The organism is Reichenbachiella sp. MSK19-1, assembly GCF_003590315.1.
GTDB lineage: Bacteria > Bacteroidota > Bacteroidia > Cytophagales > Cyclobacteriaceae > Reichenbachiella > Reichenbachiella agariperforans.
Map to the genome: position 1 here is coordinate 375,660 of NZ_MIER01000015.1, position 15,175 is coordinate 390,834.

Below are 15,175 nucleotides of genomic sequence, written 5' to 3' on the forward strand. Positions count from 1 at the left end.
AAACCCATCAACACATTTCGGGATGTGGCTCAGTCCGGTAGAGTACTCGCCTGGGGGGCGAGGGGTCGCAGGTTCAAATCCTGTCATCCCGACCAAAACAAAAAGCTCAGCAAATGCTGAGCTTTTTTTAAATACAATTACACAATTTTCTTGGGACAGGGGCAAGAAAAGGAATCACTTCGTTATTCAAGATTCATTGTTCGAAATTCGTGATTGTTTTTTTTTATAAAACAATCACGAATTTCGAGTCTTTGAGGTTAATTTGAATGATTGGAATAATGAATGTCGAATATTGATTTTTATCCCCAGAAATACCGACTGACCCGAAGGACAGAGACTGTGTCCAACTAAGGACAAGGACTATGGTCAGTTAAGGACATAACATCTGTCCAGCCTACTGCGTCCTGATGGCATCATTGACGATGCGGATCATCGCCTTGTTGTAGGCTGATAGATACTCATCACACCCGTTGATAAAGTAGCGTCGTTTGATAATAAATGGATTAACATAGGCCAAATACACATCCGATTCCTCAGACCAAACCAATATCTTAAGCGGCAAATCAAAAGCGACTGTGGGTTCACACGCAATGAGTGCCTCCACATCCTTCATCATAAAATCCACTACATGCACTCTACCCTTAAATTCTCCCGCCCCAAGAGAATCCGCTTCAAACATACTGGTATGTATATACTTGTGATGGTTCGCGTCTAGGCTGACATGAATTTTGGAAAGTGTCTCTTCTACATCAAAGGGACTGACATAGATGGTAGGATCTTGCCCCATGGAGAGATGAGAGAGACCCAACAAAAGCGTCAAACACACTACTATTTTATTAATCGGGGACATCAATCTCCTCAAAGTACAATTATATTTTCTCAAAGCGTCGGTTAGTATATCTTCAAACAGTGAATAATACAATTCAAAATTATTCATTTTATCCACTCAACCTCAGCATAAATTCCAATTATTTTACTTTTTTCGATGAACACGGATAAATAATGGATTAAAAATCAACTCTACCCTACTCTACCCCCTCTAAAACAACACCACTAAGAGAAGGCTCTAACACACGAAAGGCTGCATTATGAGTGTTTAAAACTCATAATGCAGCCTTTCGATCTCTTCGGTATACGATTATTTCGTTTCCTGACTCACTACTTCTGCCAGTAGTTTGAGTCCTTCTTTTAGATAAGGGTCTTCGGTCAATTTTTTCTGATCCTCTTCGGCAGTCGTTAGCTCTTTTCCGATCGAGCCACCTGACTCAGCCAGTGCTTCTCTATTCGTTTTACGCGCTTCATCTTCGTCGATTTCCGCTTTTCGTTCATCATAGTTGAGCGACATGACATCATCATCCTGCTGCTCCTTAAGTCTTTTCACATCCTCCTTGAGATATTGCAAATCCACATCTGTTTTCAAATCCGTCTGATAGATATCCTCAAGGTGTCTAATCAACTGTGGCGATATGCTATTGGTAGGACGATAATATGATGAGGCGATCTGATCCCAAGGCAGTGAATTAGGTCTTGAACTCTCCCCAAACTTGGCCGCTTCGAACCCAGACGGGAATCCAATATCAGGTGTCACCCCAATATTCTGTGTACTACTACCGCTCACTCTATAAAACTTCGCCAGCGTCAATTTCAGCTGCCCCATTTGCTCGGTATCGTTGGGAAACATTCGGTTTAAGTCGATCAGATTCTGCACCGTTCCTTTACCGAATGAAGTCTCTCCTACGATGACCCCTCTTTTGTAATCCTGGATCGCTCCGCTAAAAATCTCTGAAGCAGAAGCAGAGAAACGGTTGATCATGACAGCCAAAGGCCCATCATATTGCACACGTATATCTTCGTCACGTTTGACATCCACTGTACCATCAGAGTTCCTCACTTGGACCACTGGTCCTTGATCGATGAATAACCCTGTGAGGTCAATGGCTTCTTTGAGCGACCCTCCACCATTGTAACGCAGATCGATCAATATCCCATCCACGTTTTGTGCTTTGAGGTCTTCGATAATCAGTTTCACATCACGTGTCGTACTTTTATAATCTTCTATCCCCTGACGGGCTTCTTCAAAATTGATGTAAAAGCTCGGTAGCGTAATCACGCCGAGGTTATACATTTTTGATCCATTATAGATCGGCATAATCTCCGACTTAGCAGACTGCTCCTCTAGCTTGATTTTGTCACGGACCAGTCTTATTTCCCTAGGAATCGCTCCTGCTGCTTCGTCGAATTTCAAGACTTGCAAACGTACCACGGTTCCTTTCTTTCCTCTAATCAGATGTACTACGTCCTGCAATCTCCAACCTATCACATCTACAAAAGCATTTTCATCCCCTTGTGCCACGCCGATGATTTTATCATCCTTGTGCAGCAACTTACTCTTGTAGGCAGGACCCCCAGCGACCACTTCGTTGACTACTGTATAGTCCATACTCTGGGTCAGCCTAGCTCCTATCCCTTCGAGCGACAAACTCATTGAGATGTTGAAATTCTCTGAAGAGATTGGTGAAAAATAATTGGTATGGGGATCATACGCACCTGAATATGCATTCATATAGAACTGAAAGACATCGTCAGAATTATACTGATTGATCCCTTTGCGGTAACGTTTGTATCTTTTGGTGAGCGACTCTACGATCTCCTCGTCCGTCTTGCCAGCGAGTTTGAGACTCAGTGCTTGACTCTTAATGATCTTTCTCCATCGTTCATTGATTTCGTCATTAGAAGACGCCCACTCTACATCCTCATCGTCGATATTGAGAGATTCTTCTATTGAATAATCAAATCCAGCCGCCAAGAGGTCACCCACATAATCGATCCGTGTGTTGGCTCGCTCTCTAAAGATTCTGAATATCTGAAACGCTACATCAACATTTCCTTTTTTGATATAATCATCAAGTTCATACTCGTACTTACTGAAGTAATCTATGTCTGCTTGCAGAAAATAAGACTTATTAAAATCGAGCGACTCTAGAAAATCATTGAAGATGACCGACGATAACGAATCGTTCAGTTCCATCTTTCGGTAGTGATTCTTGCTAAGTAAGTTGTTGATGAGATAGGTCTCCTTCCAGTGCTTAGGTGCTGGCTCTAAAACCGCCAACGTATCGCCCACAGTAATGGCCTGCGAGACAAACACTTGGAATACGAATAGTAATAACAACAAACTTTTTCTATGATCCTTCAATATCATCCTGTCTAGTTTTGGATTTCGTAAATAGTAAATATGAAAATTAACAACGTAAAATACTCAGTATTTGGTTTAATTTTGGCATTTATTAACACCTCAGCAATAACCCTTCCCATATGAACAACAGACAACTCTTCTCGCAACATCTAGGCCAAACCTCTGAATTCCCATTAGGATTAGAGATAGAAAAGGCAGAAGGTCTCTACATGTACGACAAAAATGGGAAGTCCTATATGGATCTGATCTCAGGCATTGGCGTGAGTAGTATTGGTCATCGCCACCCTGCTGTCCTATCGGCCATTAGGGAGCAAACTGACAAATATCTACATCTCATGGTCTATGGTGAATTCGTCGAGGCGCCACAAGTTCAACTAGCCAAGGCACTCTGCGATACGCTACCTGACCACCTCAACAATGTTTTTCTGGTCAACTCCGGAAGTGAGGCAACGGAAGGAGCTCTCAAACTCGCCAAGCGATATACTGGGAGACCCAAAATCGTATCCTGCATCAACGCCTACCACGGATCGACTTCTGGCGCATTGGCTGCTGGAGGTAACGAGTCCCTCAAAACCCCTTTCAGGCCACTCACGCCTGAAGTTTATCATATTGCATTTGGAGATGAAGCTTACCTAGAGACAATAGATGAGCGCACCGCAGCGGTCATCATCGAACCTATACAAGGAGAAGCAGGCGTACGAATCGCTAGTCCAGACTACTTCAAAGCGCTACGCAAACGATGTGATGAAATGGGATGTCTTCTAATCTATGACGAGGTACAATGCGGTGTAGGGCGTAGTGGCACATTCTGGGCATTCGAGCAGTTAGATGCAGCACCAGACATCCTGCTATCTGCCAAAGGACTCGGTGGTGGTATGCCTATCGGTGCATTCATCTCCTCCAAGGACATCATGCACAGCCTCACCCATGACCCCATACTGGGACACATCTCGACCTTCGGTGGACACCCAGTGAGTGCTGCCGCTGCACTCGCAACAGTTAATTTCCTCACGGAATCAAACCTAATCGAGCAAGCCAATGCTAAAGGTGAGCTTTTCAAGTCACTACTCGTTCACGACAAAATCAAAGAAGTACGTGGCAAAGGACTCATGCTAGCAGTAGCATTTGAATCCTTTGACTTCCTCAAAACACTCATCGATCACCTCATCGAAAAAGGTTTTCTCACCGACTGGTTTCTATTCTGTGATGATGCCATGCGTATCGCTACTCCACTCACGATAGAAAAAGGAGAAATAAAAATGGCCTGCAGTGCTATACTACAGGCCATTGATGAAGTTTCTTAGTGACTTCCTTTACAGAAGTGATTTGAGTGTTAGTGTTATGGTTTCACCATCGATCACCAGTGTTACCGTCTCTCCTGGCTGAGAGAACACATCTGACAGTTCGGCCAAGCCTAATGCTAGTGCATCTTCTCCGTTCACAGATGTAATGACCGAATTGGCATCAATATCAGCTGCTGATGCAGGGCTATTGTCAAACACCTTGTGAACTAGCACCTGAGACTTATCCTTGCTCAGTTGCAACTCTATACCAGAGCAGTTGGTAGGAAAAGACTCCTCAAAGTGTTGATTTTTTTCCCAGTACATGCTCTTACTATGGTAATCATATACGATGTTGAATTTCCTCAATAGGCCACTTCCCATGATACCTGCCACTTTTTTATGGTTTTGTATCCCACTCTGGGCGTGACTAAGTCCAACTGGCATATCTTCAAAACTATACCCCGCAAAGGCAAATTCCTTCACTTTTCCTCTATGGTGCTCGTACTCTTTCTCTCCGAGACCTGCTACGAGATAGATGTAACTGTCTCCTACCTTAGATGCCAGATCATTATCTTCTACAAATGGCGTATTGAAATCTATAGTCGCCTTAGCCCCCGTGTCTACGAAAAACTCTCCTTTGACTTTTTCACCATTCTGCAGCGTCACCTCTCCTTCAATATGTGGAATGAATGACGTTAAATTGATTTTAAACTTCTTTCCCAACCCTTGATAGCTGTATGAAGATGGATCATAAAGTTTAATTTCCATCGCATCATAATCCATCGATACTACATAATTTTTGAGCACATCGTACCCGATGATTCCATCTATGTCCTTGCCTATGCTGATTTCAAGATGAGTGAGATCTGTCTCATAGACTTGTACATTATGTATCGGTGCACCGGCTATTGTCAACTCATTGTGTTTGACGAGCTTACCACTAATCGTCCCTTCGGCACTGGTAGTCGTCGCTGTAGATCCAGAGGCCATCCCTAGTTCCTTAGCTCTTTCGATATTCAGGACAGTTAACCCATCTCCAGTATCGAAAATAAAATCTAAATCATCTGATCCATTGACCTTCACCTGTATAAAGGCATGATCACCGTATTGTTCAAATGGTATATTAGCGATGGGAGATTGCCCATATGCATTCGCAACGACCAAAATGGCGGCCACAATCAATCCTAGTTTCGTTTTCATGTTAAGTTCTTAGTTTCGGAGGCATGAAATTAGCTGCAAATCCGAACATATCAAAGCCTGCTCTTGCAATTCGAAAGCGTCCAGACTGACTAGAGTCAATATCGTCGCTCGTAGGTAGCGATATTCCCTGAGTTGTCCGTGACGACCAGTTTGAGTTCTCCTATGACCACTGATTTCTCATCCGACCAAATCAAGTTACGTTTGGCATCATAGTTCATCAGCAACCATTTTCCATTCAGTTCTGCACGTATCTCTCCTATCCCTGACATATCGTCTGTCACTAAAAACCGTAAACTATACTTCGAACGAAGCGGTTTGATCAAAGGAGCTACACTATCTGTTGCGACCGTATAATTGACCAAGTCTCTAGTCCTAAAAGTCACCGTTCCCTGCTCCCATTCGCCTCCCATATAGCTCAGAGATCCACGACTACTGACACTGTACACGGCAGATTTTTCGACATCATACTGCAAACTAGGCTTAAGCTGGATCTCCACATATTTACGCAATGGCACATCTTCGTTCCCAAACTGGAAATACTCCGCCCCTCCTTCATCAACATATTGATAACGCAAAAACAACTGATCAAACAACGCTTGGTTGCTAAAACGCACAGTACAGGTTTCTCCTTCGTACTCCGCAGCTCTATGCTTGGGAAGTTTCGCTACAAAATCGAAATACTGCATCTGATCACAGATCTCTACCGAATCAGGCATACCATAGCGCATGTCCCAGATATAATAAGCCTGGTCTAGCACATCGTAGGACATCTGCTGACGATACATGGTAGAGTCCACATAGACTTTGGCCTCACAGTAAATACGGTCTGTCAAATCCGTCTTTAACTCCAAAAAACCACGGTGTAGATCAACAGCAGGTTTATCAGCACTCTGAGCCAACTGATACGTTCTCAGATCATCACTCGATCCATTAATGGTAAATCGGTATTGGTTCAGGTTGCCATAGCTATCCTCCAACCGTATATCCAGATGATGGGGATTCAAATCCATCACACGCATAACTCCATCTAGATTATTAGTCTCGTAAAAAGTGAGTTCATTGCCCGCATCGACATAGTACTTGTTAAAACGTCGACCACCCTGACTGGATCGCTTATAGTTGGTATGCACCAAAATATTTCTTTGAAGATGAAACTCCATGGTCGCTACGTCTTGCTGAAAAATCAACTCATTGTCTAGTGTGAGCGTCTGATGTCTTACCCCGTTTTTGTTGCGTGCGCCATCGAGTTGATCATAGACATAGACTTCCACTCCGATATTCCCAAACAGTGACAAGGGTTCATTGATTACTGGGTTTCCAGCTTTATCCATCTGTACATTGAACTCAAAGCGACCAAATAAGCCGTTGACCCGTGCATGATCGTCCATGGTCACAAAAGCAACTTTAGAGACAGTCGGAGCGATGTTGTCCACGATCTCGTCAAAACCAAAATCTAATGGATCGAGTATTTTGTGTGCTTTGTCTCGGATCTCAAAATGCAGATGCGGCCCAGAGGAAGACCCGGAGTTGCCCGACTTGGCGACCTCATCGCCTTGCTTGAACGCGAACTGTCCCTTGTCAGGAAATAAATTGACATCAAAACTTTCAAGTGCATACTGTTTGTCCCTCACATAGGCAGCGATCTCAGGGCTAAAACGTTCGAGATGTGCGTATACCGTGACGGAGTTATTATGAGGATGTGCGATGTAGAGTGCATTACCATAACCACTCGTAGACACACGTACACGTTCTACATAGCCATCAGCCGCCGCATAGATCGGTAGACCCGTGATTCCGCTGGTTTTGATATCTATCCCAGAGTGAAAATGCGTCGAACGTAACTCTCCCATAGTGCCCGCCAGGTAGTTCTCTTGTTTTGGCCTGACTGGAAATATAAAATCACCTCGCTTAGGTGACTGAGCAGACACATTAATACTGGCTAATAAAAGAAGGGTAACAATACTACTTAATCTCAAAATCCATCACTTTTTCGTCCTCTAGATATGCCTCCAAACGATTGCCTATCTGGATAGGACCCACACCTTTTGGGGTTCCCGTGAAGATAAGGTCTCCTTTTTTCAAAGTAAAAAATTGCGAGACATAAGCGATAATAAAGTCTACATCGAACATCATCAGACTGGTATTGCCCTGCTGAACACTCTTACCATCTATTTTCAATCCGAAATTCAAATTATTAAGATCATACCCCTCTACGGAGCGAAATTCAGAGATCGGCGCTGAGCCATTGAACCCTTTGGCAATATCCCATGGCAGTCCCTTGCTTTTGAGTTTGGTTTGCAAATCGCGCGCAGTGAAATCAATACCAATCGCGAACTGATCGTAATACTTGTGTGCAAATTTCTCTTCGATGTTTTTGCCCACTTTGGAGATACGAATAACTACCTCCACCTCATGATGTATATCCTTGGTAAAATCTGGGTAATAGAAAGCATCGTTGTTGCGGAGCAGAGCCGAATCAGGCTTGGAAAACACAACGGGTTCGTCAGGCTTTTCATTATTTAATTCCTGAATATGCTCTACATAGTTTCTTCCTATTGCCAGTATTTTCATCCGTATATGGGGTTTGATCCAAAATGACCGCTAAGTTCAAGTAAGTGAACTGAAATGTAAAAGTAATTAGGTAGAAATATATGAAATACGGCTAAAGAAGCATACCGTACTGAATGCATATTAATTCCACCTACTCGTCTTCTAATAGTAGCGAATCTGCTTGTTTTTCACTTCCTCCTTGACCTCCTGTAGACGCTGATCAAAATCGAGTGGTTTACCATCCAGATAGTCATCAAATGACACTGTAGAAAGAAACTCCATCAACTTAGGTGGGTGTGGCGTAGACTTACCATGATTATCCACAAATCGAAGTTTGCTCCATAGGATATTTTTGAGGTGGGTTTCGTCATCATCCGTCATGAAGTACTCCACCACTACAGAACGTTCGTCATACCACATGACTCTTGAGTGTAAATGCACCCACTCACCCATCCCTGCGGGTCTCAGGTATGATATTTGGTGATTGTACACCACCCATACCGCATCAAATGCCTGATAAATCTCAGAGTTCTGGAGTCCATACAACTTGGGTACTTGATCTTCTCGACCATTGAAATAGTAGTCAAAGTACTTGGCATTATTCAAATGTCTGAGTGGGTCGCAATCCTGAAAACGAATAACAGATCTTGTCTTGGTGGTTTTCTCGTAGCGTTTGTTGGGGTCGAATTCAAACATTGTATCGATTTTTAATGATGTTCATATGGTGGGACATGTGTCCTGCTAGGATATATACGATAGCACGGCTAGAAGTTTTCTGTCCACTTGCTGTACCTGTTTTTTGGAGCTGATTTTTCGTTAGGTTCTGTATCATACTCATATTGGCATTTCGAACTTGGATAAACTCAGTGAGTAAATCCTGAGAGGTATTGACATCATCCTCTGCCCCTATTATATAGTCATCCTGCTCGAAACCTGGTAAAGGCGTCTGATCGCCACGACTAATACACATCGCTCGATAGCCAAACACTCGCTCCGTATCGATAACGTGGCGTAACAACTGTTTCATCGTCCATTTACCCTCAGCATAGGCATAGTTCCATTTTTCCTCATCCAGGGACTCATAACATTTTACCCACTCATCACGTTGATTTTTCAGTGTTTCTAAAATGTCTACTTCTTCGATCACATGATCGATATAACCTTGATAGAAAGCTCCATATTCATCATTTGTTGGCTTAGCTATTGTCATGTTTTTTAATGTTAATCTTGGGTTTGAATTTCCTCTACTTATACCAGCTCGAATATTTCAGGTAGTTGCCTGCGATGCGTTGTATCTCGGCCTTCCCTTTGTCTCCTATATCCTTGACCTTTCGTGCGGGATTACCCACATAGACAGAGCCAGGTTCTATGATGGTATTTTCTAACACCACTGCACCTGCTCCCACAATAGAGCCAGTACCTACCACTACATGATCCATCACGATTGCTCCCATACCTATCAGTACATTATCCTCCAGTGTACAACCATGCACGATGGCATTGTGACCAATAGAGACATGGTTACCGATGACAGTAGGTGCTTTGAGATAAGTGCAGTGTATCATGGCATTGTCCTGAACATTAGAGTTATGACCAATAGTGATAGAGTTTACATCACCACGTAGGACAGCATTGTACCAGATACTACAGTTGTCCCCCATCGTCACGTCTCCTATCACTACTGCAGTCTCTGCAAACCAACAATCTTTTCCCTGTTTTGGAGTCTTCCCCAGCAATTCTCTGATCAATGCCATAATAGTTTCATGTTTGAAACAAATCTATTCTTTTGACTCCTCCCATGCAAGCTTGGCCGATGGACTCGTCGCAATCCCTGGACGCAACTTTGTGTCATCCACGGGTGCAGCATAGCGCGTTTCTACAGGTAAAATTCCCGCCCATATATCTAGTGCATAGTCTTCCTCATCATCTACTGGGGAGCCTGTCCTGATTTTGGCAGATGCCGATTCGATACTGATCTCTAGTACAGAAGTGATATCTAGCTCCTTTTGGTTCGGCTGACGCACCTCATTCCACCGTCCTTTTAGGAAATTTTCTGTAATCAAATGCAGTGCCTCGTTCTTATCCGCATCAACGACTAGCTCATTGGCGTGCCCATAAATAATAGCCGATCGGTAGTTAACCGAGTGATGAAATGCCGAGCGTGCCAACACCAGCCCATCGAGATGAGTCACACAAAAACATATGGGTGCTCCCGCCTTGGTTTGTTTGATTGCTCTGCTCTTGACCGAACCGTGGATGTATATTTTGTCCCCTGACCGAGCATAAGCCGTTGGGATCATAAAAGGCTCACCATTCATCACAAAACTAATATGACATAGAAAGCCTGCGTCGAGTATTTCATATATAGTTTCTTTGTCATAAGTAGCTCTCTTTGCACCTCTTACGACTTTGTTTTTTGCTTCTTTTGGAAACTGTGTCATCTCATTATTTTTAAATTCTTGAACAATACTAACACAACAGTGGATTATCATTGTATACCAGATTCAAACTAAAAGATGGTCCAGATATGCTACCTTGGAAAACGATCATTCGACTCACACCAGATACTCGACGGGCGGTTTACTTACAAATCGCAGATGACATCACCGCTGAAATCTCCAGTGGTAGAGTCACACTAGGCACCAAACTCCCCAGCAGCCGACTACTAGCAGAACAACTACAACTCAATCGCAAAACAGTACAACTCGCTTATGACGAACTACTCTCTCAAGGTTGGGTTGAAATCATCCCCTATAAAGGAACGTTCGTCAAAAAAAATCTCCCAATCCTAAAGCCTAAAGCCCTAGGGTTCATACGACCATCCAGTCCTAAATCCCCAACAACTCTAGCAGTCAAAACCCACCAAATCAATGATGGCACACCCGACTATCGTATCGCTCCAGTCACGGCTCTTTACAAGACTGCTCGATTCTTGACCGAAAGCAAGCTTAGTAAATCAGTCTTGACTGGAAGTCATTTTGCTGGTCATGTATCTCTACGACAAAACCTCGCCAAATACCTCAATGATACACGAGCACTTACTCCTACTGCAAATGATCTAATCATCACTCGCGGGAGTCAAATGTCAATATTTCTAGCTTGCTCGGTCATCCTATCCCCTGGAGATCGGGTCATTGTCGGGCATCTCAACTATGAATCCGCCAACGAGACCATTCGATATCTAGGCGGACAACTCGTCCCAGTTAAGGTAACACGGCATGGACTAGATATAGATCAAATAGAATCTATCATAGTAACACAAAAAATCAAAGCCATCTACATCAGTCCACACCACCACTATCCTACTACTGTCACTATGCCCATCGAACATCGACTCAAACTACTCGCACTGGCACAGCACCACGGGTTTTATATATTAGAGGATGATTATGACTATGACTATCACTACGCAGGTTCGCCCATACTTCCTATCGCTAGTATAGATCAAGGACAGCAGGTTATCTATATTGGTTCATTTAGCAAAATTCTCGCTCCTTCTATTCGAATGGGGTATATGTATGCTCATCCGGACATCATTTCGCGCTGCATAACAATCAGAAAACTCATAGACAGACGAGGCGACCCCATCATCGAAAAATCTCTATCTATACTGATAGAAGACGGTGATATCCAGCGCTCCATCAAAAAAGCAGTCAAAATCTATAGAGATCGTAGAGACCTGTTTTGCAAAACACTCCAGCATAAATTATCTGATCAAGTTTCCTTTGAAACACCAGACGGAGGGATGGCGGTCTGGGTTAAATTTCATAATCTAAAGGTCAAAACACTTAAAGAAACAACTTTAAAACAGCATCTACACCTAGATGTAGACACCTATTCCGAAGAAGATAAGTGTCGTTTAGGGTTTGCCTCCTTGAATGAAGATGAAATTGAGCATCACTTGACAATCTTACAAGATTCTATACACCGGCTAAAACATAAAAACACATAACTTCTAGACTTCAAAACATTCAGATTCATTATATTGATGCGCTATATTCTGATACAGAATCAAACAACTTAAACCTATTAAGAATACATGCAGGTAGAGCAAATCAAATGGTCTCCTAAAGACAAATGGCAATCCATATCGGACAAAAACCTAAGTGATACAGCCAACCTCGTATTTGCTATTGGTAATTTTGATCTCATCCAAGATCCAACACGCTACGATGAACTCAGAACCAAATATCCTAATGCTGACATCATCACCTGCGGTAGTGATGGAGAGATTCTAAATGGAAAATTGGTAGATCAACAAATAATTGTATCTGCTCTCTTCTTTGAGAAAACAGACATTCAGTGTGTCCAAATAGATATCAATCAAGTAAAAGACAGTTTTGATGCAGGTACACACTTGTCTGCAGATCTGGATAAAGATTTCATTACCCATCTACTTGTATTCTCAGACAGTAAAAATCTACAAAGTAGTGACTTGATGACTGGTATCCACATCAACTTAGCAAAACACGTTCCTGTAACTGGAGGATTACCCGGTATCTATCAAGATACCAACACTTCTCTTGTCGGACTAAATGGACCTCCTAAAAAAGGACAATTAATTGGCATAGGATTCAGTGGAGAAAACCTACAAGTAGGTTATAGTATCGCACGAGGATGGACGAGTTTCGGAGCGGAAAAAACCATCACAAGGGTAGAAAACAACCGATTATACGAGATAGATCATAAGAGTGCCTACCACTTCTACCAACAATACTTAGAGCACGTAGTTGATGATGTAGACCAAGCTATTTCTCAATTCCCTTTAGGGATCAAACGAGTAGCATCAGATCCACGAATTGTAAGATCAGCCATAGAGTTACATCCTGATGGGTCTATTACCTTTTCGAGTGGCTTCTCTATTGGAGATAATATTCGGATGATGAAAACCAACATCTCTTCTCTACTCTCATCGGTACAAGAAGCGGCAAATCATAGTCTAAAGCCTTTAGACGATCAAAAAGCTGATTTTCTTTTGTTGGTAAATTGCTCTGGGAGAAGAAATGTTCTCAAGGATTGGGTTTGTGAAGAGATAGAATCTGTAAATTCGATTCTCAGCTACGAAACACCCATGATGGGATTTTATTCACATGGAGAAATATCTCCCAACCAACCTAATTCAAAAAGTGAAGTTCACAACCAATGTTTGGTATTCACAGCCTTTAGAGAAAATTAATGGATTCAAATCACTTACATCATTTACTCCAAAAACAGATCAATAAATACGCCAGCGATACCCCAATCCCAGCAGGACTCAATAATTTATTGAATGACATTAGTCAAACCTATACGAATTTTGAGCGAGATCAGGAACTTATAGAGCGTGTCATGAATGTAAGCTCGGAAGAGCTGCTAGATGCCAATCAGGAGCTTAAAAAAATCAATGAGGAGATGGATCGATTTGTCTACAGTACTTCGCATGATCTACGTGCCCCTCTGCTCTCTATCCTTGGTCTACTCAATATCATAGAAAAGGAAAACAAACAATACGATATTCAAGGCTATCTCAAACTACTGCGCGACAGCACTGTTAACCTGGACAAGTTCATCAGTGATATCATAGACTACTCGCGAAACTCTCGACTGGATGTCGAAAAGAAGGAAGTAGATATCGGGGAGATCATCAACGAATCCTTCAAACACCTCAACTATCTACCTGGCTGCTCTACACTCCTCAAACTAGTCAATATAGACGCAAAAGAAAAATTCTACTGCGACGAACGAAGACTTACAATCATCTTTAACAACCTGATTTCAAACGCCATCAAATACCAAAACGCTAGCCTTTCGGACAGCTTCATCAACATAGAAGCCATGATAGACGAGAAAGCGATGACTGTACAGATAGAAGACAATGGCATTGGTATAGATGCCACCTATCTGCAAAAAATATTTGACATGTTTTATCGTGCAAGTCCTGATTCAAAAGGCTCTGGTCTCGGATTATACATCGTCAAAGAGGCTATTCAAAAGCTACATGGGAGTATCAGTGTGGAATCTACATTAGGTATGGGTACACGATTTAGTGTTGTTATACCTAACCTAGAACGACATTAGGTATAAGTAAATGCTTAGTTAGAGATACAAATTCATTTTCTGGTATGGTTTTGTCTACATAGAGGCTATAAACAACACCGAAATGGATTCATTAGAGATTTTAGCTTTTGGCTGGGCACTAATTGCCCTATCGATATTTGGCTTTCAAGCCACTCGATCGCACAAAAACGAGCACGAAGATATATGGAACATCAAACAACACGAGGACAAACATTAAATCAGAACTGCTTTTAGTGCCAGTTCTCACTTTTCAAATTCTTTACCGCTCTCATCACATCCTTTTGACTGATCTGCCCAATCAGTCGACCATGATCATCCTGAACAGGAAATCTTCTAATTTTCATTTCCAAAAACATTTTAGCTGCCTCAAACACATTGGTGTCTGGGTGTATTTGCATAACATTAGTAGCCATGTGACCCTCTACCTTCCCTCCTAAAATTGGTAGATTATGATACTTCCCTTTGACTACTTCTTTCAGACAATCCCCTTCAGAAATAACCCCTACGAGTTCTCCCATACTATTGACTACTGGAGCCCCCGAAATACGATTGGCAAGTAACTTCTCGACAACCTCCATAATCGATTGCTCTGGATGAAAAGTAATGAGTCTCGTAGACATGTAATCTCTAACTGATATTCTTTGCGTGTCGGTGGCAACTGGCTTCAGCATTTGCACACCACGATAGTTTTTTACCATGACAGTAGGATTTAGGTGAATGTATAAGATAACAAATAACGGCCTTAAACACAAACATAACCTTCTGAATAAAAGAAAGATAAGTCAAATTATCATAGCCAAACTATATTACAACTGCTTGGTTTCATAACTTATCATTGAACATAAGGAATCATAATGCTATCATGTGTTCGCCTAAAACCAAAAAGAGC

At 42.3% G+C, this 15,175-nt stretch carries 15 protein-coding genes and 1 tRNA gene; 6 read left to right on the plus strand and 10 right to left on the minus strand.

Annotated elements, in window-relative coordinates; translation table 11 throughout:
- Positions 1–18 precede the first annotated feature (18 nt).
- A tRNA-Pro gene (locus BGP76_RS09860) sits at positions 19–95 on the plus strand.
- A 299-nt stretch (positions 96–394) separates the two neighbouring features.
- On the opposite strand, the gene BGP76_RS09865 is transcribed toward BGP76_RS09860, so the two are convergent.
- Together BGP76_RS09865 and BGP76_RS09870 are read right to left on the minus strand one after the other, a co-directional pair.
- On the minus strand, positions 395–820 hold the full coding sequence (locus BGP76_RS09865; RefSeq protein WP_158584215.1) for a DUF302 domain-containing protein: 426 nt from the start codon (positions 818–820) through the stop codon (positions 395–397).
- Between the two features lie 318 nt (positions 821–1,138).
- Positions 1,139–3,202 carry a carboxy terminal-processing peptidase gene (locus BGP76_RS09870; RefSeq protein ID WP_119844541.1) on the minus strand — a complete coding sequence of 688 codons (2,064 nt, stop codon included), beginning with the start codon at positions 3,200–3,202 and terminating at the stop codon, positions 1,139–1,141.
- Positions 3,203–3,315: 113 nt separating this feature from the next.
- Between BGP76_RS09870 and BGP76_RS09875 the strand changes: the two genes are divergently transcribed.
- On the plus strand, positions 3,316–4,500 hold the full coding sequence (locus BGP76_RS09875; protein ID WP_119844542.1) for an aspartate aminotransferase family protein: 1,185 nt from the start codon (positions 3,316–3,318) through the stop codon (positions 4,498–4,500).
- 9 nt (positions 4,501–4,509) lie between these two features.
- Here BGP76_RS09875 and BGP76_RS09880 read toward each other — a convergent pair whose 3' ends face one another.
- From BGP76_RS09880 to BGP76_RS09910, 7 genes are all read right to left on the minus strand, one after another.
- On the minus strand, positions 4,510–5,679 hold the full coding sequence (locus tag BGP76_RS09880; RefSeq protein WP_119844543.1) for an aspartyl protease family protein: 1,170 nt from the start codon (positions 5,677–5,679) through the stop codon (positions 4,510–4,512).
- A gap of 95 nt (positions 5,680–5,774) precedes the next feature.
- Positions 5,775–7,655, minus strand: a complete 1,881-nt coding sequence (locus tag BGP76_RS09885; protein ID WP_147407443.1) for a M23 family metallopeptidase — start codon at positions 7,653–7,655, stop codon at positions 5,775–5,777.
- Positions 7,642–8,250 (minus strand): fumarylacetoacetate hydrolase family protein, encoded by a 609-nt coding sequence (locus BGP76_RS09890; RefSeq protein WP_119844545.1) that lies wholly within the window; start codon positions 8,248–8,250, stop codon positions 7,642–7,644. Before BGP76_RS09890 ends, BGP76_RS09885 begins: the two co-directional genes overlap by 14 nt.
- 141 nt (positions 8,251–8,391) lie before the next feature.
- A complete protein-coding gene (locus BGP76_RS09895) occupies positions 8,392–8,925 on the minus strand; it encodes a thioesterase family protein (RefSeq protein WP_073125559.1) in 534 nt (177 codons plus the stop codon).
- Positions 8,918–9,439, minus strand: a complete 522-nt coding sequence (locus BGP76_RS09900; RefSeq protein WP_073125561.1) for a DinB family protein — start codon at positions 9,437–9,439, stop codon at positions 8,918–8,920. Before BGP76_RS09900 ends, BGP76_RS09895 begins: the two co-directional genes overlap by 8 nt.
- Positions 9,440–9,473: 34 nt before the next feature.
- Positions 9,474–9,983 carry a gamma carbonic anhydrase family protein gene (locus tag BGP76_RS09905; RefSeq protein WP_119844546.1) on the minus strand — a complete coding sequence of 170 codons (510 nt, stop codon included), beginning with the start codon at positions 9,981–9,983 and terminating at the stop codon, positions 9,474–9,476.
- Between the two features lie 24 nt (positions 9,984–10,007).
- Complete coding sequence (locus tag BGP76_RS09910; RefSeq protein WP_119844547.1) at positions 10,008–10,670, minus strand: pyridoxamine 5'-phosphate oxidase family protein; 663 nt, start codon at positions 10,668–10,670, stop codon at positions 10,008–10,010.
- An 86-nt stretch (positions 10,671–10,756) separates the two neighbouring features.
- Here BGP76_RS09910 and BGP76_RS09915 point away from each other — a divergent pair, with 86 nt between their 5' ends.
- The 4 genes from BGP76_RS09915 (at position 10,757) to BGP76_RS20525 (ending at position 14,503) form a co-directional block, all read left to right on the plus strand.
- Positions 10,757–12,181 carry a PLP-dependent aminotransferase family protein gene (locus tag BGP76_RS09915; protein ID WP_147407444.1) on the plus strand — a complete coding sequence of 475 codons (1,425 nt, stop codon included), beginning with the start codon at positions 10,757–10,759 and terminating at the stop codon, positions 12,179–12,181.
- Between the two features lie 87 nt (positions 12,182–12,268).
- Positions 12,269–13,405 carry an FIST signal transduction protein gene (locus BGP76_RS09920; RefSeq protein ID WP_119844549.1) on the plus strand — a complete coding sequence of 379 codons (1,137 nt, stop codon included), beginning with the start codon at positions 12,269–12,271 and terminating at the stop codon, positions 13,403–13,405.
- Positions 13,405–14,286 carry an ATP-binding protein gene (locus BGP76_RS09925; protein ID WP_073125573.1) on the plus strand — a complete coding sequence of 294 codons (882 nt, stop codon included), beginning with the start codon at positions 13,405–13,407 and terminating at the stop codon, positions 14,284–14,286. Before BGP76_RS09920 ends, BGP76_RS09925 begins: the two co-directional genes overlap by 1 nt.
- A gap of 82 nt (positions 14,287–14,368) precedes the next feature.
- On the plus strand, positions 14,369–14,503 hold the full coding sequence (locus BGP76_RS20525; RefSeq protein ID WP_255416106.1) for a hypothetical protein: 135 nt from the start codon (positions 14,369–14,371) through the stop codon (positions 14,501–14,503).
- Between the two features lie 13 nt (positions 14,504–14,516).
- Here the strand turns inward: BGP76_RS20525 and BGP76_RS09930 are convergent, their stop codons facing one another.
- Positions 14,517–14,984, minus strand: a complete 468-nt coding sequence (locus BGP76_RS09930) for a CBS domain-containing protein (RefSeq protein ID WP_119844550.1) — start codon at positions 14,982–14,984, stop codon at positions 14,517–14,519.
- Positions 14,985–15,175: the final 191 nt, after the last annotated feature.

Coding starts and splice junctions, on each gene's coding strand:
- BGP76_RS09900 (WP_073125561.1), bottom strand. CDS start 9,439: ATGACAATAGCTAAGCCAACAAATGATGAATATGGAGCTTTCTATCAA.
- BGP76_RS09905 (WP_119844546.1), bottom strand. CDS start 9,983: ATGGCATTGATCAGAGAATTGCTGGGGAAGACTCCAAAACAGGGAAAA.
- BGP76_RS09890 (WP_119844545.1), bottom strand. CDS start 8,250: ATGAAAATACTGGCAATAGGAAGAAACTATGTAGAGCATATTCAGGAA.
- BGP76_RS09910 (WP_119844547.1), bottom strand. CDS start 10,670: ATGACACAGTTTCCAAAAGAAGCAAAAAACAAAGTCGTAAGAGGTGCA.
- BGP76_RS09870 (WP_119844541.1), bottom strand. CDS start 3,202: ATGATATTGAAGGATCATAGAAAAAGTTTGTTGTTATTACTATTCGTA.
- BGP76_RS20525 (WP_255416106.1), top strand. CDS start 14,369: ATGGATTCATTAGAGATTTTAGCTTTTGGCTGGGCACTAATTGCCCTA.
- BGP76_RS09880 (WP_119844543.1), bottom strand. CDS start 5,679: ATGAAAACGAAACTAGGATTGATTGTGGCCGCCATTTTGGTCGTTGCG.
- BGP76_RS09925 (WP_073125573.1), top strand. CDS start 13,405: ATGGATTCAAATCACTTACATCATTTACTCCAAAAACAGATCAATAAA.
- BGP76_RS09875 (WP_119844542.1), top strand. CDS start 3,316: ATGAACAACAGACAACTCTTCTCGCAACATCTAGGCCAAACCTCTGAA.
- BGP76_RS09920 (WP_119844549.1), top strand. CDS start 12,269: ATGCAGGTAGAGCAAATCAAATGGTCTCCTAAAGACAAATGGCAATCC.
- BGP76_RS09915 (WP_147407444.1), top strand. CDS start 10,757: ATGCTACCTTGGAAAACGATCATTCGACTCACACCAGATACTCGACGG.
- BGP76_RS09930 (WP_119844550.1), bottom strand. CDS start 14,984: ATGGTAAAAAACTATCGTGGTGTGCAAATGCTGAAGCCAGTTGCCACC.
- BGP76_RS09895 (WP_073125559.1), bottom strand. CDS start 8,925: ATGTTTGAATTCGACCCCAACAAACGCTACGAGAAAACCACCAAGACA.